The sequence below is a fragment of the Pseudovibrio denitrificans JCM 12308 genome, from assembly GCF_001310815.1.
Taxonomy (GTDB): Bacteria; Pseudomonadota; Alphaproteobacteria; order Rhizobiales; family Stappiaceae; genus Pseudovibrio; species Pseudovibrio denitrificans.
This window is the reverse complement of sequence record NZ_BAZK01000001.1, coordinates 288,138-306,358: the sequence shown is the minus strand read 5'-3', so window position 1 is coordinate 306,358 and position 18,221 is coordinate 288,138. Positions and strand designations below refer to the sequence as shown.

At 52.7% G+C, this 18,221-nt stretch carries 18 protein-coding genes and 1 pseudogene; 8 read left to right on the top strand and 11 right to left on the bottom strand.

The window, feature by feature from the left end; genetic code table 11:
* Positions 1 to 14: 14 nt before the first annotated feature.
* The 5 genes from JCM12308_RS01210 to lptF all read right to left on the bottom strand — a co-directional run bounded on the left by JCM12308_RS01210 (position 15) and on the right by lptF (position 5,852).
* Entirely contained in the window at positions 15 to 956 is a 942-nt protein-coding gene (locus JCM12308_RS01210) for a SurA N-terminal domain-containing protein (protein WP_054782608.1), read from the bottom strand.
* A gap of 208 nt (positions 957 to 1,164) precedes the next feature.
* Positions 1,165 to 2,280, bottom strand: coding sequence for an LPS-assembly protein LptD (locus JCM12308_RS28760; RefSeq protein ID WP_244271808.1), 1,116 nt, complete (start codon positions 2,278 to 2,280; stop codon positions 1,165 to 1,167).
* Positions 2,281 to 2,440: 160 nt separating this feature from the next.
* Complete coding sequence (locus JCM12308_RS28755; RefSeq protein WP_208978163.1) at positions 2,441 to 3,568, bottom strand: LPS-assembly protein LptD; 1,128 nt, start codon at positions 3,566 to 3,568, stop codon at positions 2,441 to 2,443.
* The gene (lptG, locus tag JCM12308_RS01200) at positions 3,568 to 4,659 is read right to left on the bottom strand and encodes an LPS export ABC transporter permease LptG (RefSeq protein ID WP_054782607.1); all 1,092 of its coding nucleotides are present in this window, start codon (positions 4,657 to 4,659) and stop codon (positions 3,568 to 3,570) included. The genes JCM12308_RS28755 and lptG overlap by 1 nt, the downstream gene beginning before the upstream one ends.
* Positions 4,659 to 5,852, bottom strand: coding sequence for an LPS export ABC transporter permease LptF (gene lptF / locus JCM12308_RS01195; protein WP_208608696.1), 1,194 nt, complete (start codon positions 5,850 to 5,852; stop codon positions 4,659 to 4,661). Before lptF ends, lptG begins: the two co-directional genes overlap by 1 nt.
* Before the next feature lie 284 nt (positions 5,853 to 6,136).
* On the opposite strand from lptF, the gene JCM12308_RS01190 reads away from it, so the two are divergent.
* The 4 genes from JCM12308_RS01190 (at position 6,137) to JCM12308_RS01175 (ending at position 10,210) form a co-directional block, all read left to right on the top strand.
* Positions 6,137 to 7,627 carry a leucyl aminopeptidase gene (locus JCM12308_RS01190; RefSeq protein WP_054782605.1) on the top strand — a complete coding sequence of 497 codons (1,491 nt, stop codon included), beginning with the start codon at positions 6,137 to 6,139 and terminating at the stop codon, positions 7,625 to 7,627.
* Positions 7,628 to 8,346: 719 nt separating this feature from the next.
* A complete protein-coding gene (locus JCM12308_RS01185; protein WP_041768469.1) occupies positions 8,347 to 8,796 on the top strand; it encodes a DNA polymerase III subunit chi in 450 nt (149 codons plus the stop codon).
* A complete protein-coding gene (locus tag JCM12308_RS01180) occupies positions 8,793 to 9,485 on the top strand; it encodes a class I SAM-dependent methyltransferase (protein ID WP_054782604.1) in 693 nt (230 codons plus the stop codon). The genes JCM12308_RS01185 and JCM12308_RS01180 overlap by 4 nt, the downstream gene beginning before the upstream one ends.
* A 272-nt stretch (positions 9,486 to 9,757) precedes the next feature.
* A complete protein-coding gene (locus JCM12308_RS01175) occupies positions 9,758 to 10,210 on the top strand; it encodes a hypothetical protein (protein ID WP_054782603.1) in 453 nt (150 codons plus the stop codon).
* 78 nt (positions 10,211 to 10,288) lie between these two features.
* Here JCM12308_RS01175 and JCM12308_RS01170 read toward each other — a convergent pair.
* The 4 genes and pseudogenes from JCM12308_RS01170 to JCM12308_RS01160 form a co-directional block, all read right to left on the bottom strand.
* Positions 10,289 to 12,180: pseudogene (locus tag JCM12308_RS01170) on the bottom strand (ABC-F family ATP-binding cassette domain-containing protein).
* Between the two features lie 132 nt (positions 12,181 to 12,312).
* A complete protein-coding gene (locus JCM12308_RS28750) occupies positions 12,313 to 12,696 on the bottom strand; it encodes an EamA family transporter (RefSeq protein WP_208978162.1) in 384 nt (127 codons plus the stop codon).
* 11 nt (positions 12,697 to 12,707) lie between these two features.
* Complete coding sequence (locus JCM12308_RS28745) at positions 12,708 to 13,202, bottom strand: DMT family transporter (RefSeq protein ID WP_208978161.1); 495 nt, start codon at positions 13,200 to 13,202, stop codon at positions 12,708 to 12,710.
* 211 nt (positions 13,203 to 13,413) lie between these two features.
* Positions 13,414 to 13,857 carry a DUF1801 domain-containing protein gene (locus tag JCM12308_RS01160; protein WP_054782602.1) on the bottom strand — a complete coding sequence of 148 codons (444 nt, stop codon included), beginning with the start codon at positions 13,855 to 13,857 and terminating at the stop codon, positions 13,414 to 13,416.
* 139 nt (positions 13,858 to 13,996) lie between these two features.
* Between JCM12308_RS01160 and JCM12308_RS01155 the strand changes: the two genes are divergently transcribed.
* Positions 13,997 to 14,980, top strand: a complete 984-nt coding sequence (locus JCM12308_RS01155) for a YfcC family protein (protein WP_280138346.1) — start codon at positions 13,997 to 13,999, stop codon at positions 14,978 to 14,980.
* Positions 14,914 to 15,399: a hypothetical protein gene (locus JCM12308_RS32050; protein WP_280138345.1), complete on the top strand. Its 486-nt coding sequence runs from the start codon at positions 14,914 to 14,916 to the stop codon at positions 15,397 to 15,399. Before JCM12308_RS01155 ends, JCM12308_RS32050 begins: the two co-directional genes overlap by 67 nt.
* Before the next feature lie 109 nt (positions 15,400 to 15,508).
* Here JCM12308_RS32050 and JCM12308_RS01150 read toward each other — a convergent pair whose 3' ends face one another.
* A complete protein-coding gene (locus JCM12308_RS01150; RefSeq protein ID WP_054782601.1) occupies positions 15,509 to 16,042 on the bottom strand; it encodes a DinB family protein in 534 nt (177 codons plus the stop codon).
* Positions 16,043 to 16,543: 501 nt separating this feature from the next.
* Here JCM12308_RS01150 and ndk point away from each other — a divergent pair.
* Both ndk and JCM12308_RS32860 read left to right on the top strand, forming a co-directional pair.
* Positions 16,544 to 16,966, top strand: coding sequence for a nucleoside-diphosphate kinase (ndk, locus tag JCM12308_RS01145; RefSeq protein WP_008551976.1), 423 nt, complete (start codon positions 16,544 to 16,546; stop codon positions 16,964 to 16,966).
* 221 nt (positions 16,967 to 17,187) lie between these two features.
* The gene (locus JCM12308_RS32860) at positions 17,188 to 17,796 is read left to right on the top strand and encodes a GlcG/HbpS family heme-binding protein (protein WP_208978160.1); all 609 of its coding nucleotides are present in this window, start codon (positions 17,188 to 17,190) and stop codon (positions 17,794 to 17,796) included.
* Here JCM12308_RS32860 and JCM12308_RS01135 read toward each other — a convergent pair.
* The gene (locus tag JCM12308_RS01135) at positions 17,738 to 18,175 is read right to left on the bottom strand and encodes a hypothetical protein (protein WP_014285347.1); all 438 of its coding nucleotides are present in this window, start codon (positions 18,173 to 18,175) and stop codon (positions 17,738 to 17,740) included. The genes JCM12308_RS32860 and JCM12308_RS01135 overlap by 59 nt on opposite strands.
* Positions 18,176 to 18,221: the final 46 nt, after the last annotated feature.

Here is an 18,221-nt window from a genome sequence, read left to right as displayed (position 1 = left end):
TGCTGATCAGGCGATCAGCGCTGCTCGATTACAGCATTGGAGCGCAGGTCACGAAGGTAACGGCGAGAAAGCTGTTGCCCTTTTTTATTCCGCAACTCGCCCTCAATTGTGCTTCGCGCAGTCGCATCACTGTCGATTGTCTCTTTACCACAAAGAGCAATCATCTCAAATCCGGAGTCTACAGGGGTAGGCGCTGTGACGCGGCCAATAGAGATTTTATTCAGCTTTTGCACGAATGCAGCTGGCAGATCTGTCTCAAGGCGCTTGCCGATTGGGCGAACAACAACTTCATTCAAACCAGATGCGATACGGGTGCCTTCCTCACAAGAGGTGAAACGGGCTCTGAGTTTCTTCATCTCAGCAACGCGCTTGTTTTTAAAGGACTTGCTGGAGTTCTTAGGAACAACAAAAATGATGCGCTGAAGGTCATACTCGACACTGGTGTCACCGCTGTCATCTTTGCTTTCTTTGCCCTGAAGAGCAGCAATAACGTCAGATTCATTGATCCGGACGGTTGCGCGGAAACGCTGCATCACTACTTCAGACCATGAGATTTCTGCACGCAAGCGATTTTTCAACGTACGCGGGTTCACGCCACTCTGAGAAAGAGCCTGCTTGAACTGAGAAGGGGACAGCTTCACGCGCTGAGCAATGGTCGCAAACGCATCATCAACCTTGCTATCAGAAATAGAAACACCAACACGTTTTGCTTCTTCAAGCTTCAAAGCTTCATCAATCAGCTCATCTTTAGCTTTGCGTTTTGCAACACTGGAAGGAGCGCGTGTGGTCAGGGAGATCAGTTTAGAGCGCTGTTGGAGCTCGTAGCTTGTAATCGGGCGGCCATTAACAACAGCAACAATTTTACTTGCAGCTTCCGCAGAAGTCAGCATTGGACCAACCGGAGCCAGCATGCTGGCAACCACAACAAGCGAAGCACAGAAGCGAGTAAGTTTCATTTTGTTAAGCTCTCCGTCCCAAAGGCACATGCCCTCTCTAGACGCTCCCTAGATAGCACTGATGCATATTTGGCACAGCTTGACTCAAATTAGAAGGGTGCAGCCCGGAAAAATTTATTCAAACTAATAATAGCAAATGAAGGCGACAATCTGTCATTCCTCTGGCTATTTCTTGTGCACAGCCAGAGGTTTAAGCTCAAATACCTACTCAATCATTCGGGGATGAGTCAGAGGTAGAGGTTGAGAGGCTGGTATCGCCAATGGTTCTCAGGCCGAATCGGAAGAAGAAGATTCGCTCAACCGGCTCACCATTGTTCCGGCTTCTGTCTTCGCCATAGGAGATCGAAGCAGAGAAGCCTTCGTCGTCATAGCCAAGACCAACCGTATCCTGAACGATGTTCTCGTTGATCATGTCATAACGAAGCGATCCAAAGACACGCCAGTTTTCCTCAAGGGTCAGGTTCAACGCTCCAACAAGCTCTGATCGCTGCTGGTCGATACCAGCATCAGGGCGCTCTGCCAGATAGGCATAAGACAGAACCGTAGAGGCTGGCCCATAACGACCACTTGCACTCACTTCAGCACGTTCTACCCCAAAATCATGCTCGCTAAAGCGCGCATTACCGCCTAAGCGGAAGCCGGTATTGGTATCGAAGTAAAGGCTGGTGACATAGTCAGACCCAGTTGTCTGTAGTCCTGAATCGCCAGTGGCATCAAGGATGCCAGGCACAGCGTAAGAGTTACGTCCTGCCAGCTGGAAGGAGCGACCGAATAGGCCACTGATGAATGAGCCTTTATCGAACTGAAGCTTGTACTGCAGGCCAAGGTTGGCGCGGGTGCCACCTTCGTTTCGGTCAAAGCCGGAGAACTTGTCCCATTCGAACAGAGTAGATGCATCAAACACAATGGACTGTGCATCTTCGTTTGGAAGCTCACCAATCGCAGCTTCGTTCGGACGAACGATTAGCTGTGCAATCGGCTCAATAACCTGATTGCCGCCGTTAAACGTCGCAAGGAATGGGTATCGATATTCCAGACCAACTGCTGGCATGCCACGGAAGACAACGGACTCGTCTGAAAGGGCGGTTACATTGTTATCGGCATTTGCGAGGAAGTACAGATTGGTCTTTGCATAAGCAAAAGGAGTAAAGACCTGTCCAATTGGGTCAATCAGCGTACGCTGCCATGTGAGGTTCGCACTCACGCGCGTAAATGTGCCTTCAACACCACGGAAACGGTTTTGTCCATTAACTGAGAAGGCGTCTGTAGTCTCACGAGTTAGACTGGTCAGGTTACCATCATAGTTCAGCTGCCCACCAAGTATGGACTTCTCGAAATAGATCGAGTTATCGATAACTGGATGAACAAAGGGCTGCTTCTCTTGAAGGTCGGCATTTACTGGAGTAAATGGCGCACTTGGATTCGTCGGCTGAGTTGGACTCGGATTATCTTCCTGAGAGATCTGGAAAGCATATGCATTCGCATCAAAAAGATTGCGTTTTTGTTTCTCCCTTCAGGAAGATTTTTGAAACTTCCTGTGCATTCCCAAAACGTGCGAAACCATAGTCTTCGCGGAAAGCTCGGTCCGTTGCGTAAGTAATATCCCATCCCGCATCCCAGCGTTTGCTGAGATCAAAACTACCATTTGTATTGACAATAAAACGGCCACGGACATCACCACTTGAACCACTGAATGCATTTGGATCAGCCTGTGAAATTCCGCCAATCGAAACGTTATAGGAACCAGTTTCTAGTTGTTGCCGCCAGTCGAGCTGTCCTAAAACACCTTGTTCTGTAAGTGGAGTAACTGTAACAGTTAGATCGTATGTAGGCGAAAGCGACCAGTAATATGGAATAGCTGCACCAAAGCCTAGTCGACTTTTCGTCACAAAACGCGGCAACAAGAAACCAGATTTACGCCCAACAGACGGATCGGCAATCGAGAAGTAAGGGATCTTTGCGATCGTATTCCCAAACAACTCAATCGACGCGCCTTCGAAATAGATGCGCTGTTTCTGCTGGTTGTGAATGATCGTCGTGGATTTGATCCGCCATAAAGGAGGCTTTGGAGCCTTCTTATAAACGGAGTAGGTCCCGTTTCTTAAGGTGGTGACATTATCGCCTGAGCGTTCAGCGCTCTCGGCCTCAAAATGCGTAAATTGAGGTGTATCGATCTGAAGCGCGTTCACAAAGCCTTCAGAGAAGTCATCGCTCAATGTCAGATTGTCGGCGAGAATGAGATTCCCGCTCGGTTCAGTCATCTGCACATTGCCGTGCGCCGATAGCTTACCGTCCTTACGATTGTAAGTCACACGATCTGCGAGCAATGTGTAGTTATCGAAATAGATCTCAACACTGCCAGATGCGATGATGACGTCATTGTCAAAATCGTAGCGAAGCTCTTTGGCTTCAAGCAACATTGGTTGAGAAGTGTCGATCGACTGCTTGGCAGTCTGTGAAAGGTCAATCTGCGCAACAGCAGGCGCGCTGAGAACCATAAGGCCAGCGCCGCACAGCAGAGCAAGTGCAGAGACAGTGCGAAGATAGTCTGGCGATACGCAGCCAGCTCCAACTCGCTTGATTTTCTGTGTCAGGATCAAGGTCGAACCCATCAACCGTCCTCCTGATTCAACAGAATAGTAAAACCCATAAGAACCCCAAATACGCCAGGTGCCCATGCCGCAACCGCTGTGGGAACGATTCCGGCTCCGCCCAGATCCTTGGAGATTTCGGAAACGGCATAAAGCACGAAACCGGCAATGATGCCCCAAATGATCAAGCGGCCAATCCCCCCAAAACGCGATACACGCAGCGAAACAGCAGCAGCAATGACAATCATTGCCACAAGTAACAGGGGTTTGGCTAGAAGAGTCTGATATTGTAAAGAATATCTATACGCAGGTAGTCCAGCTCTTTGGGATAACTCAATAAAGCGGGGAAGACTCCAAAAGCTAATAGATTCCGGCGAACCTATGCTCTCTTTGACCTCTGTAGGGGTCAAAAAAGTGCTGACACTATAGTTATCATAATGTTGTGGATCAGTGTCCAGAGCATAGACGACAGCGTCAGTTAAGCGCCACATGCCTTCTGCAAGCACTGCGCGGCGTGCTTCGATTCTCTCTGAAAACTCGCCCTGACGGTCAAAGGAGAAGATCGTCACGCCGTTCAAAGTCGCACCTTGCCCACCAATATGCCGGGCATGCAGAACCGATTCACCGTCAGTTCCATTCTGTCTCAGCCATACCTCGCCAGAACCTTCCAGCAGATAGGTTTGCTCCACGCTGAACAGACCTTCAGCCACCTCATCAGATTTCTGTTGCAGATAAACGGCACCGGGGTTGTACCCAATGACCGCAGCAATACCGATGAACAGGCCGGTCAGAAGAGCAGGGGCTGTAAACTGCCAAACGGAAATGCCAGCAGCGCGCGCAACAACCAGCTCAAGGCTTCTGCTCAAGGTCACAAAAGCCCAGATTGAGCCAAACAGCACCGCAAATGGGATCACCTGTTCAAGCAGCAATGGCACGCGCAGAGCGGAAATCGCTGCAATGCGCAGCAGCGAAAACCCTTCACGATCACCGCCGCGACGCACCAGTTCCAGTACGTCAAAGAGCAGGATCAGCACAGCTGCAAACAGGAACAGGGCCAGAATCGACTTCAGGAACCGTTTGGATATGTAAAGACTAAGCGTTCTTCCGGTCATTACAGTCCTGCTGTCCCTTGGTTTTTGCGGCCTACCAGTTTGGAGAACATACTTCCAACTCCATTCAGGAGGCTTTGTGTTCCATCGACCAGACGCTGAACAAACCAAGGTCTTCTGTTCAGGCTAATGGACCACGCAGCAAGCGCAATTGCGATTATTGGGATTGCATAGAGCAACGGGAACATATCTGGAGCCGCACTCACGATTAGCGTTGCGCCGAAACCTGCTGTTCTCAGCAGTGTCGCAACAGCGATTGTTGTAGTTATTGCAAGGCCTTGGTCTTGCCTTGTGGTCTTGGGAGAACCAAGGAAAGCATAGATGATCAGACCAAAGGCAATGGGGTAAAGAGGAACACTTAAACGGTCGTGGAATTCCACAATTAGCTTGTCCCAATGCTTTGCAGCGTAAGAATCATCAGGGCTTGCGCTCAACAATTCGAAGGTTGGACGCTCGCTTGCCTTGAATGTTGGCTCGCGCGCCTCGGGAATCATGGAGGACAGATCGAAACCATAGCTCTCAAAGCTCACGATGGACATATCCTGTCCACCTTTGGGGCGGCGCTGGATTGTTCCATCAAGCATCACAAGCAGCGTCTTGTCTGCCGCTTCAATAATGCGCCCGGTTTCAGCAGTATAAGTAAAGGAGGTTTCCGGATCTCTTGCATCATCCAGCAAGAGCCCTTCAAGCACACCATCACCACTTCTGTTGCGAATATGGAAGGTCAGGTTCTCTTCAATAGGAATGAACCGCCCCGGTTTGATGATGTTGGCCACAAGGTCAACGCGCACACGCGTCAGCTCACTGCGCAGTTCTGCCAATCCTGTCGGGGACAGATAGATCGACAGGAAGTACATCAGTGCTGTGACGCAGAGGGAGAACGTCATAATAGGGCGCAGAACCAGCCACTTGGAAGCTCCGGATGCGTTGATGACAATAAGCTCACTGTCACGGGACATGCTGTTCAGCACGATTATAAACGCCAGCATCATTGCAAAGGGGGCAACGATCAGGATGAGGAAAGGCAGGGCCAGAGCGGTAATGTAGCCAAACTGGAGAAGGGTTTGACCTTTCGACGTTACCAGATCCAGCTGGCGCAGCGCTTGTGTGGACCAGACAACGCCGGTCATGGCCGCCAAGGTTACGATGAAGGCGGTAAAGCTGCGTCTGATGATGTAGCGTTCGATAGTTTTCATTGTGCCGTGCACCAGAACCTTTTCTTGTTCGTTATGGGAGAGGCCAAGCCACAAATTGATTCAAGACCACTCAATAGCACGGAATGCGGCAGAAAGTCGGTTCACTGGATCTTTTAATGAATAAACTCGCAAGTTTCTTCACATAGCCTTGAAACGGGACCATTATCGCGCCATGTTCTGCCATGAATTTTACGAGTAGCTGGACCACGCGTCCGCCTGTGGTCGCTAGCATATTCTGCTAGAAATTGCCTGCCATAGGTCATTCCGAGGAAAGAAACTACATAATGACGCAATTCACATCCATCAAGATCGCGCAGTATTCTGATGCAACCGCAGCCGTTCAGGTCGTCTTTGCAGGTGAAGAACTCAGCTTTGCAATAGAAGCTGAGGGTGTGATGGGCGCCGCTGGAAAAACTGTTGAGCGCGCTGCAAAAACCGCTGATTTCACCGGTAAGAAATCCGGTATCATGCATCTGCTCGCTCCGGAAGGCATGAATGCGGATCGTTTGATCGTTGCTGGCCTTGGCAAAGCAGATGAGCTGAAAGAACAGGACTGGATCAATCTGGGTGGTGAAGTTGCTGGTAAACTGCTCGCACTCAAAGCAGAAGCAGCTGAGATTACATTCCCTGCAGCAGCGACAGCGCAGCAGGCAGCAGATTTTGCGCAGGGCGCTTACCTGCGTGGTTACAAGTTCGACACCTACCGCACTGTTAAAAAAGAAGCTGATGGTGACAAAGCCTGTGAAATCACATTGAAAGTGCAGGACGCAGCAGCTGTTGAGCCTCTTTGGGCAGAAGCGGAAGCTGTCGCGGAAGGCACCTTGCTTGCACGTACCCTCGTTGATGAGCCTGCAAACACTCTCGGTCCTGTTGAGTTCGCTGCAAAAGCACAGCAGCTTTCCGATCTTGGCGTTGACGTTGAAATCCTCGACGAAGCGAAAATGCAGGAACTGGGCATGAATGCTCTGCTGGCCGTTGGTCAGGGTTCTGTGCGTCCATCCCGCCTAGCTGTCATGAAATGGAATGGCGGCAAAGAAGGCGATGCACCAGTTGCATTCGTCGGTAAAGGTGTTGTGTTCGATACCGGTGGCATCTCCCTGAAGCCAGGTGCTGGCATGGAAGACATGAAGGGCGACATGGGCGGCGCGGCTGCTGTGATCGGTCTCATGAAGGCGCTGGCAGGCCGTAAGGCACCAGTCAACGCGATCTGTGTGCTGGGTCTGGTTGAAAACATGCCAGACGGCAATGCAATCCGCCCAGGCGATATTGTGAAAACCATGTCTGGCCAGACCGTTGAAATCCTGAACACCGACGCAGAAGGCCGTCTGGTTCTTGGTGATGCGCTTTGGTACACGCAGGACCGCTTCGCTCCGAAGTTCATGATCGACCTCGCGACCCTGACCGGCGCGTGCATGGTTGCACTTGGTGGTCACCGCGCAGGTGTGTTCTCCGCGGATGATGAACTGGCAGCGCAGATCTGTGATGCAGGTGAAACCACCGCTGAGAAAATGTGGCGTCTGCCACTGGGTGACGAGTACGACAAAATGATCGACACCCCGAATGCAGACATGCGCAACACTGGCGGCGCACGCTGGGGCGGTGCGAGCACCGCAGCTGTATACCTGCAGCGCCACACCAACGAGACCAAATGGGCTCACATCGATATCGCTGGCACCGCAATGGGCTCCAAGAAAAACGCGATCTCTCAGGGCTGGGCGTCTGGTTTCGGCGTGCGCGCTCTGAACCGCATGATCAAAGACCATTACGAAGGCTAAGCCTCGTTGAAGGCATGAGAATGCCTGCAATGATCTAATCCAAAAAGGGCCGGTCACACTTGGTGTGGCTGGCCTTTTTTGTTGCCTTGACGCAGGCAGGATATGAAGCTCTGAAGCGGCACAAAAAAAGCCCCGCTTCAAACAGAAGCAGGGCTCCAAACTGATGAAAAGAGATTAACGCGTTAAACGCTATTTTCTAAGAAAATTGTTGTTTTTGAAAGAGGTAGCTGGCTACCCAGTCAATCAGCAGGTCTGGTAATGAGCACAGGAGCTGGTGGTTGCTGGAAGCATTGCACCCACTGCAGCAGTTACGCCAACAAGACCGGATACAAGAGCAAAGAACAATACAATACGCGCTGCCATTTGGACGTTTCCTAAATATACAATGCCTGCGGACCCACAACACCACAGAGATGAGAGCATTTCACCCTCCATAATTTGGTGTCGGTTTCACTAAGCTTAACACCACACCGAAATTCCCCAGGAATGCGGTGAAGTCCAGCCCTTTAAAGCGTCTGGGCGGGGTTTATCAACGATTCCTATGAATATCCCGATCTAATTGGGATCATTCACGACAATTTTTAGATTAAAATGTGGTCAAGTGAGAAACACTGCGATTTGGGGTTTACATATTCCATGCGCAGCCTGAGGAAGCATGCGTCGCAAGGTGCATCGGGCTGCAGGAAATTGAGCCTGCCGGATAAACGGGAAACCAGAATATGAGTGAAGTGCTGTTCTACCAGCTCTCTAAATTTCCGCTGGAACGGGCTTTGCCCACTCTTCTTGAAAAGTGCTTGGAAAGAGATTGGGTCGTCACAGTTCAGTTCGGAACGGAAGAACGGTGCGACGCCATTGATTCTTATCTCTGGACTTATTCTGACGATGGCTTTCTGCCACACGGCACCAAAAAAGAAGGTCACCCTGAGTTCCAGCCCATCTACCTGACAACAGAAAGTGACAACCCAAACGAGGCAATCGTGCGCTTTCTGGTAGACCGGGCGCCTCTGCCGGATCCTGCCCAGTACCAGCGTGTCGTGTACATGTTTGACGGCAACGATCAGGAAGCGCTGCAGGAAGCCCGCCAACGCTGGATGGAAGTCAAGAACAGCGACCACGAACTCACTTATTGGGCGCAGACCGACAACGGCGGGTGGGATCGAAAAGCATGAGCACCGACGTACTTGACCACCGCAAGCAGCTTCGCACCCGTCTGGACACTCTGGAAGGTGCAAATGGGGGCGGCTGGGAAAACCGTAAAAACTGGTTTGAGCAGGTCTACACCACGGCTAAGGGCGACACCAACGAGATCCCGTGGGCTGAGTTGAAGCCAAAAGCACCACTGGTGGAATGGCTGGAGACCAACAAGGGGGAAGGGCGCACTGCTCTGGATGTGGGCTGCGGACTGGGCGATAACGCCAACGCACTCCATGAAGCAGGCTGGAACACATCTGCATTTGATGTCGCTCCAACAGCCATCGAATGGGCAAAGAAGCGTTTTCCATCTGGTGAGATCGAGTTCCGCTGTGCTGACCTGTTCAACCCACCTGCGGATTGGGTTGGCAAGTTTGATCTGGTCTACGAGTGCTTCACCCTGCAAGCCATTGGCATTGAAATGCGCGGTAACGTGGTTGAACCGCTCAAAAGCCTCGTTGCGCCCGGCGGCACGCTCATCATTCTGGGCCGCTATTACGACGGCAACGGCGAACGCTCCGGCCCACCGTGGCCGCTGACAGATGATGAAATCGCTTCATATTACAGCGACGGCTTCAAAGAGACCGCCAGAAGAACCTTCGTCCAGCACAAAGACGACGGCCGCAAAATCCCCCACATCTGGCTGGAACTAACGCGCAGCTCATAAGTGTGCTGTAAGTTCGTTATCAGATGATACAGTCAATCAGAGCGTCTCAATCCGTCGCTGGAGAGAGACGCTTTTTTACTTCAATGATGCATAATGAGAGTTGCAATTGCTGGAACTTACGGCACTGGGAGAGCCGCTCTTCCAAAAAGCATTGCTGCGTCCTAATGTGTTGCAGGCAGCATACTTGAATCAATTTCTGAACCCTGTGAATCTATTTACGAGAGAATTCCAATAACGCATTGTAATATTATACATATTCAGAGAGGCTTCTATTGAAACAGCCATTGATAAAGCTGGGCTTGTTGGTCGTCACGCCAATCCTTCTGCATACCTTTGTGCCGATGCAGGTTTGGTGGCCAGCCATCTCGTATTCTGGTTTCTCTCAAAGTGCTATAGAAGAACGAGTAGTCGAGTTTGATGATCTGACAGTCAAGGTCGCTGGCGAAGCTATAGTTGTATTATCAGACCAGCAAGCAACTCACATCTTCAGCGAACGCAGGTTCTCAAAATTGCAGGCATTGCAAAAGGAGGGGCGTACACCAGCTTCAGTCACCATGCAGTGCAAGCAGAATACATGCGTGGCTCAACCGAGTGATGCCCACTTCGCAACGTTTCTGGTGACCTTCATCGCATTGCTTTTGGCTTTCACCACAACGTTCGGGATACGTTATTTCCCCACTATCGGCGGATTTCTGGACATGGACACTTCAGACACAGACGCATAAGGCTTTGCCGCCCACCCAAAACAAAACCCGGCACCATCATCAGCACCGGGTTCCAATAATCTCAAAGGTCGAGCCAGCTTAGTCTCCAGACAGCTCTTCCAGTTCAGCTGACATTTCCAGCCAGTTCTCTTCAGTCTCTTCCAGAACTTTCACATAGGCCGCGCGGCGGATGGCGTGTTCTTTGGCCTTATCCGGTGCCTCAGTGTAGATGCGAGGGTCAGCCAGAAGAGCATCAAGCTTTTTGATGTACTTCTGATACTTGGAGATTTCCTTCTCTGCAGCCTCAATGTTCTTCTTCAGCGGAGCCAGTTTGGCGCGGCGTTCGGCTGCTTCCTTCCGGCGGGCCTGCGCATTGCCGCGCTCGCTCTGCGGCTCAGCATCCGCTTCGCCCTGAGGCTTGGCGTTCAACTCCCCCTTCAAGATCAGGCGGCGATACTCGGCCATATCGCCATCAAACGGCTTGACGCCGCCATCGGCCACAAGCCACAGACGGTCCGCACACGCTTCCACCAGATGCCTGTCGTGGCTGATGAGAATAACCGCGCCATCATAATCGTTGATCGCGTGCACGAGAGCTTCGCGGCTGTCGATGTCAAGGTGGTTGGTCGGCTCATCGAGAATAACAAGGTTCGGCCCATGGAACGTCGCCAGACCCAGCAACAGACGCGCCTTCTCACCACCGGAAAGATCCTTGGCAGGTGTCAGCATGCGGTCCGTCGGCAGACCAAAACGGTCCACACGGGCACGCAGCTTGGATTCTTGCGCATCCGGCATCAAAGGCCGCACATGCTCAATGGGGTTGCTCTCCGGCATCAGGTCATCCAGCTGATGCTGTGCAAAGAACGCCGTGCTCAGCTTATTGGCGCAGGTCATATCACCGGACATGAGCCCCAGACGCCCTGCAATCAGCTTGGCAAAAGTGGACTTACCATTACCGTTGGCCCCCAGAAGGGCGATGCGGTCATCATGGTCAATGTTCAGGTTGATGTTGCGCAAGATGGCCTTACCGTCATAACCAACGGATGCGCCTTCCAGCTTGATGATCGGCGGAGAAAGCTTGGCTTCTGGCTGCGGAATATGCAGTTCCAGACCGGAGGCTTCATCCAGCACGGAAATTGGCTGCATCTTCTCCAGCATTTTGATGCGGGACTGCGCCTGTTTCGCTTTGGTTGCCTTGGCGCGGAACCGGTCCACGAAGCTCTGAATGTGCTTGCGTGCCTTCTCTTGCTTTTCGGCTGCTTTCTTCTGCAGCAAAATGGTCTCACGGCGCTGACGGTCAAAGCTGTCATAGCCACCGCGATAGAAGGTCAGCTTACCAGCGTCCATGTGCACGATGCTGTCCACTGCGTTGTTGAGCAGGTCGCGGTCGTGGCTGATCAGAACAACCTGATACGGATAGCGCGCAATGAAGTTCTCCAGCACATGGTGCCTTCAAGGTCCAGGTAGTTGGTCGGCTCGTCCAGCAGCATCAGGTCCGGCTTGGAAAAGAGCAGGGCGGCCAGAGCCACACGCATCCGCCAGCCGCCAGAAAAGTTGGCGCACGGCTCCTGCTGTTGCTCAGGCGTAAAACCAAGGCCGCTCAGGATGGCCGAGGCCCGCGCTTCAGCACTGTGGCTCTCAATATCCGCAAGGCGGGTATGGATCTCTGCAATACGGTGCGCATCTTCAGCGGTTTCTGCTTCTTCCAGCAAGGCGGTGCGTTCAGTGTCTGCCGCCAGAACCACTTCCAAAAGTGTGTCCTGCGTTCCTGGCGCTTCCTGAGCCACCTGACCCACGCGCGCCTTTTGCGGCATGTGCACACTGCCGCTCTCAACGGCCAGCTCACCACACAGCAGCTTGAACAGTGTCGACTTGCCAACCCCGTTGCGACCAACGAGACCTGTCTTCGCACCACTTGGAATAGTCACGGAGGCATTGTCGATCAAAAGACGCCCGGCAATGCGGTATGTAAGATTAGAAACCTGAAGCATGCCAAGCTGTTTGCCCGCAAACCTCTTGATGTGCAAGCGGAGAAACACCGCTGCGCGCAAAATTGTGCACGCAATCGGCACGTGCGCAACGCTCCCTAAGATTTGCGGGGTAAACTGAGCTCTAAAACGCCCTCACGTCCGCACCGCTTTCCCCTTTGGCCGGTCTTTCATCGCCACAAAGCTGACGGATGCGATGATGAAGGCGGCGGCCACGTAAAAGTTGCTGCCGGGGATGATGTTGAAGATGAGCAGATCGGCAAGTACCGCGAATACAAGGGAGAGGTACTCGAACGGAGCCAGCTTGGAGGCCTCGCTGTACTTGTAGCCAAGCGTCATCAGAATGTGGGCCACACCACCGGCAAACCCGGCTCCGATTAGCAAGGCGTATTCTTCCAGACTTGGCGTTGCCCAGCCCAGAGGCAGTGTCGCACCTCCAAGCACAGCGCAAGTCAGGGCGAAGTAAAACGCAATGGCTCCGGCATTCTCAGTCTTGGTCAGGCTACGCACCTGTATCATAGCCACCGAGGTTAGCATGGCGGTGAGGAAGCCAGAGAAACGCCAATCAGATAGTTTTCATTCCCCTGAATGCCCGTCAGCTGCGGCAGGATCAGCGTGAGGATGCCGGAAAACCCAAGCGCAACACCAATCCAGCGGGCACTGGTGACTTGTTCCCCCAAAATGATGCGCGCCAGTATCATCGTAAAAATCGGCGTCACATACCCAATGATTGTCGCTTCCGCGATGGGCAAATAGCGAATGGTCGCGAACGAACTGAACATGGCCGCCGCCCCAAGCAGACAGCGTCTGATATGCCCAAATGGTCGCTTGGTACTGAGCCCGCCGGGGAAATCATCTGTCAGGCGCAAAAACAGCACCAGCGGGATCAGAGCAATCGCACTGCGAAAGAAAACCATCTGCCCGAGAGGGATCGTTCCAGACGTCAGCTTCACGCACAAAACCATAAGCGTGAAGAAGAGTGTCGCGCCAATGCGCATGGAAATGCCAACTTGATCATTCGTCATATCACACCAATCAGCAGACAGCAGAAGTCACTGCCATGCCTGCATTAAAAGTGACTTTGGCGAGCCGGAAACACATCCGTCAGGGCTACTGGAACACTTGCTGAAATGAAAAGCTTCTCTGTGGGAGCAGGAAGCATCTGAGAAAATCTAAGGCAGCAACTATGCGTCCCAAAACAGTTCTTGGCAAGGGCGCTCAGTGAAGAGTGCGGATCTACCTCTTCCCATACCGGAACGCCTCCGCCACAAAATGCTCAACCGCATCACGTGGATAGGCATCTCTAGCTGGTATCCAGAGGCAGCGGTTGCCGTCGAAGGAGAGGACGTCGCCATAAAGGGCACGCATATCGGAGATCACTGTTGTCTGGCAGTGAACAAAGAGCCCGACCTGATCACCAAACTTGGGCTTCCAATGCAGCCGCACCGTGGTCCCGCCGTGCTTGGGCAACGGGCGATAGGACGGCTCACCCCATTTCAGGCTCTCAGTCACAGAGGCAGAGCCAAAGAGACGCTGAGCGCAATCGAGGATCAGGCCCCGCAACTCCAGCAGGCGAGTACGCTTGTCCGCTGGATAGCTTTCAAAGACGGCAGCAACATCTTGAGGAAGAGGAGTGTCATCCCCCTTCACAGAAACATCTTTTGAACGCTCCAAACTCACTTCCCCATGTCTCAATAAGGCGCAGATCAGTAAAGCGGTTTGTTCTCCCCTTGAATAGGGGAATGCCAAACAGGAGAAATCGCAGGTTTAATCAGAAGCATCGCAAAGGACGGTCACCACCATCACCCGGGCGCTTCTTATGTCGAAATCCAGATTCCCCACCGCGTTTACAATCCTGTTCACGCTAACCATTCTGGTTGCAATAGCAACCTGGTTCATCCCGGCGGGCAAATACGATCGCACATTGAACGCAGAGCTGGGCAAGGAAGTGCCGGTCCCGGGTAGTTACCATCAGGTGGAGCGAAACCCGCAAGGCCCCATAGATGTGCTGATGGCCCCCATCGCCGGTCTCTACAATCCCAAAACCGGACAGGCCAACGCCATCAACGTCTCTGTCTTTGTGCTGGTTATTGGCGGATACCTCATGGTGGTCAAACGCACAGGTGCCATTGATGCCGGTATTGCTCACGTGCTGATGGCTCTGAAGGGACGAGAGCGACTGATGATCCCCATATTAATGGGGCTGTTTGCGCTGGGAGGCACGGTGGATGGCATGGCGGAGGAGACACTGGCCTTCTATGCCCTTGTCATCTCTATGATGATCCGCGCGGGCTATGACTCTCTCACTGGCGTGGCGGTGATCATGTTGGGGGCAGGGATGGGCACGCTCGGCTCCACCATCAACCCGTTCGCCACCGCGATCGCATCGGATGCAGCGGGTATCCCGTTCACCAAGGGCATCGGTCTGCGACTGGCGATCCTCGGCATCGGCTGGATCTTCTGCGTGTTCTGGGTCATGCGCTACGCTGCCAAAGTGAAGGCAGATCACTCCAAGTCTCTGATTGCGGATATTCAGAAGGACAACGAAAAGCACTTCCTGCATGGCGTAACAATGGATGAACTGCCGGAGTTCACCCACTCCCATGCCAGAGTGCTGGTTATCTTCGCCACGTCCTTCGGCATGCTGATTTACGGCGTATCTGCGCTGGGCTGGTGGATGGCGGAAATGTCGACCCTGTTCCTCGGCTCTTCCATTCTGATCGCCTCATCACCCGCATGGGGGAGCACGCTTACATCGACAACTTTCTCGATGGCGCTAAGGACTTGCTGGGCGTTGCTCTGATCATCGGTGTCGCCCGAGGCATTGTGGTGGTCATGAATGCAGGCTCTATCACTGATACGGTGCTCCACTGGTCGGAGCAGCTCTTGAGCGGGCTGGGCAAAGTCGCCTTCATCAATGTGGTGTTCTGGCTGGAGCTGATGCTCTCGTTCTTCGTGCCATCCTCATCCGGACTGGCCGTTCTCTCCATGCCCATCATGGCCCCACTGGCGGGCTTTTCCGATGTGGGGGCGGAGTTCGTGGTTACGGCCTTCCAGTCAGCCAGCGGATTGCTCAACCTGTTCAATCCAACCTTTGCCGTTGTTATGGGCGGTCTGGCCATCGGGCGCGTGCCGTATCACACATGGCTGCACTTCTGCATGCCACTGGTGCTCATGCTCTTCGTGCTGATCACTCTGGCGCTCTCTTTGAGTGTCTATTGAAGGCCCAATAAAAAAGCAGCTTGCCCGACCTGAAGACGAGGCAAACTGCTTTGCTATCTGTGTTCAGGGAGAGACAAGAGGACCTCCGCTGAACCTTATGAGGGATCTATCAGGCCGTGATCATATCCTCTTCTTTTGCCATCCATTGACCGGTTTCACGCTGGAAGTAGATCATGTCCAGAGCCGCTGGAGTACGACCAAGCTGTGTCAGCATGGCATGCACCTGTCCGCGGTGGTGGGTCTGATGGTTGAAGAAGTGGAAGAGCGCCGCGCCAAGAGGCTGCTGCATCACAAGCGGCTTACGAACAGTCCGATAGATCATGGTGCGCAGGAAGTCCTTTTCCTGCATCTGGTCAACCACCGAGCAGATACGGTCATCCAGCAAACGGCGTTTTTCTTGCAAGGTCGCAAAGTCGCCGGTCAACTGCTCGTCAATGCTGTCGATCGGGTCGCCCTGACCGGTAAAGCGGTAGAGCCAGACCTTATCGGCCACAAACTGGTGATCCATGGTGCCGTGAATGGAGTTGAAATAGACGCCCAGATCGCGGTGGTATTCTTCCGACGTGATCTGATCGCATTCCTTAAGCAATAGATCGTTTGCCCACTTGTTATAGGAGGCATACATTACAAATGCTGCTTTCATAGGGGTGTCCTCTTGCTATGTCTGTTGCAAGAACAATGCACGCCTTTGAACGCCTATAAATTGACCCACCTCAAACAAAAGCGGCCCCAGGGGGAGACGTGTAGTCGCAACCTGAAATGCATATCTGCCATGCAAACACCCGAACCTGTTGGAACAGCAGTTCTTTTTCTGGAATGGCCAGATTTGCGTCACTCTGTCCTGTGTAAATCACCCCTAAAATCCAATAGGTGCTCCCCAAAAGCATGCGGAACTCTCTTTGGGGCACATTGCCATAAGCCCGTCCTGAGGCCGCGCAAGCGTCATCAATGAGTCATAATTGCCCGTTTTCTGCTGTTTCTGCGCAGGACAACGTGGGAATACGGATATACCCTCTTGCTTTTTACGGGAGAGTTTAAGTATATCTCGCGCGAACCTTTGTGGCGGCTTTGAGCTGTTACAGGAAAAAAGATTTTTTAAAGAGAGCTGCCTTTTGGAAGCTCGCAGAAACTGCAGGTAATAACGATGGCGATTGAACGCACGTTTTCCATGATCAAGCCGGACGCAACCAAGCGCAACCTGACCGGTGCTATCACCGCTAAGCTCGAAGAAGCTGGCCTCCGTGTTGTTGCATCCAAGCGCGTTTGGATGTCCCTGCGTGAAGCAGAAGGTTTCTACGCAGTTCACAAAGAGCGTCCTTTCTTTGGCGAACTGACTGAATTCATGTCTTCCGGCCCAACCATCGTTCAGGTTCTGGAAGGTGAAAACGCAATCGCGAAAAACCGTGAAGTCATGGGCGCAACCAACCCAGCAGACGCTGCAGAAGGCACCATCCGTAAGGAATTTGCTCTGTCCATCGGCGAAAACTCCGTACACGGTTCTGACGCTCCTGAAACAGCAGCTGAAGAAATCGCTTACTGGTTCTCCGGCACCGAAATCGTTGGCTAATTTAGCTGAATGATTTTGGTTGATCGCTGAAATCCAAAAGGCCCGCTTGATGCTTGATTGCGTTAGGCGGGCTTTTTGTTTGCCAAAATACCCATAAATCCGCCCGAGCCGACTAAAAGTTACTGCATAAACTCAGCTTTGCGCTGGGCGCCCCTTGCTTCTGACACATTTCTCAAATTAAGTCCGCGCGCACGTGGGAAATTGGAGCGCGAGATAAATTCATGAATATTAATGCAAAATCTCTTCTCTTGGGCGCATCTCTGGCACTGGTGGCGAGCGCGGCAACCGCTCAGGAAAACACCCGGCCATATTTGAGCCTTGATGCAGCTGGCAAAGGCGTCAGCGCTTGTGTGGCTATGGCCAAAGAGAACGGTTGGAACATGTCCATCGTCATCATCGATCGCGGTGAAGATGTGGTGGCGTCTGCGCGCATGGATCAGGCCCTGCCTGCCAGCTACAAAGGCGCAACGCTGAAAGCAAACACCTCTCTGTCCTGGGGCATGCCAACAGAGCAGGTCAATGAGGTTCTGGAGAACGCACCGGTCTACAAGCAGTTCCCGGGCATTCTGGGCATCGCAGGTGGTCTGCCGGTCATCAAAGGTGAAAATGCATCGTCGGCGCAGTCGGCGTGGCAGGCAGCTCCATGGAAAACGACGCAGCCTGCGCAAAAGCAGCTGTTGAGGCTATGCGCTGATTTTAGCCAGCCTATAAAGTTTCACAAAGCCAGTTCCGCTCTAACGGAGCTGGCTTTGTTGTATCCGCTGAAAAAGATCAGAGCCACATCTGCGTGTGGTCCTGGCTCGGCAGTTCAGTGGCCGCCCCGCCTTTAATCTCCGCATACCATTCTGAAACCTGTAGGAAAACAGGGAACAGCTGCTTCAGATGGCCAACCTCAATCTCGTCATCTGGAATGCGAACCTCGCCATAAGCCGTGGACTGGCCCACATCAATGCCAAACGCCAGATTGTAGCCCGCCACATCCAGCGTATTGCTGTTCTGCAGCAGCTCGCTCAGCACATGCACATCTGTTGGCAGGTCGTTGAACAGGATGCGCAGCACGCACGTTTCGCTCACCTGATCAAATCCAAAAACCAGAGAAAAGTTCTGGTTGATCTCAAGAACGAGCTCACCATCCAGATCGTCTTCCAGCATTGGGCTCAGATCAATGCTCTCCAGAAACTCATTGGCAGCTGATTGAAAGTTCGACACGGGCGCTCCTTTAGGCGTGATTATTGATCTGAACCCTGTCTAGCAG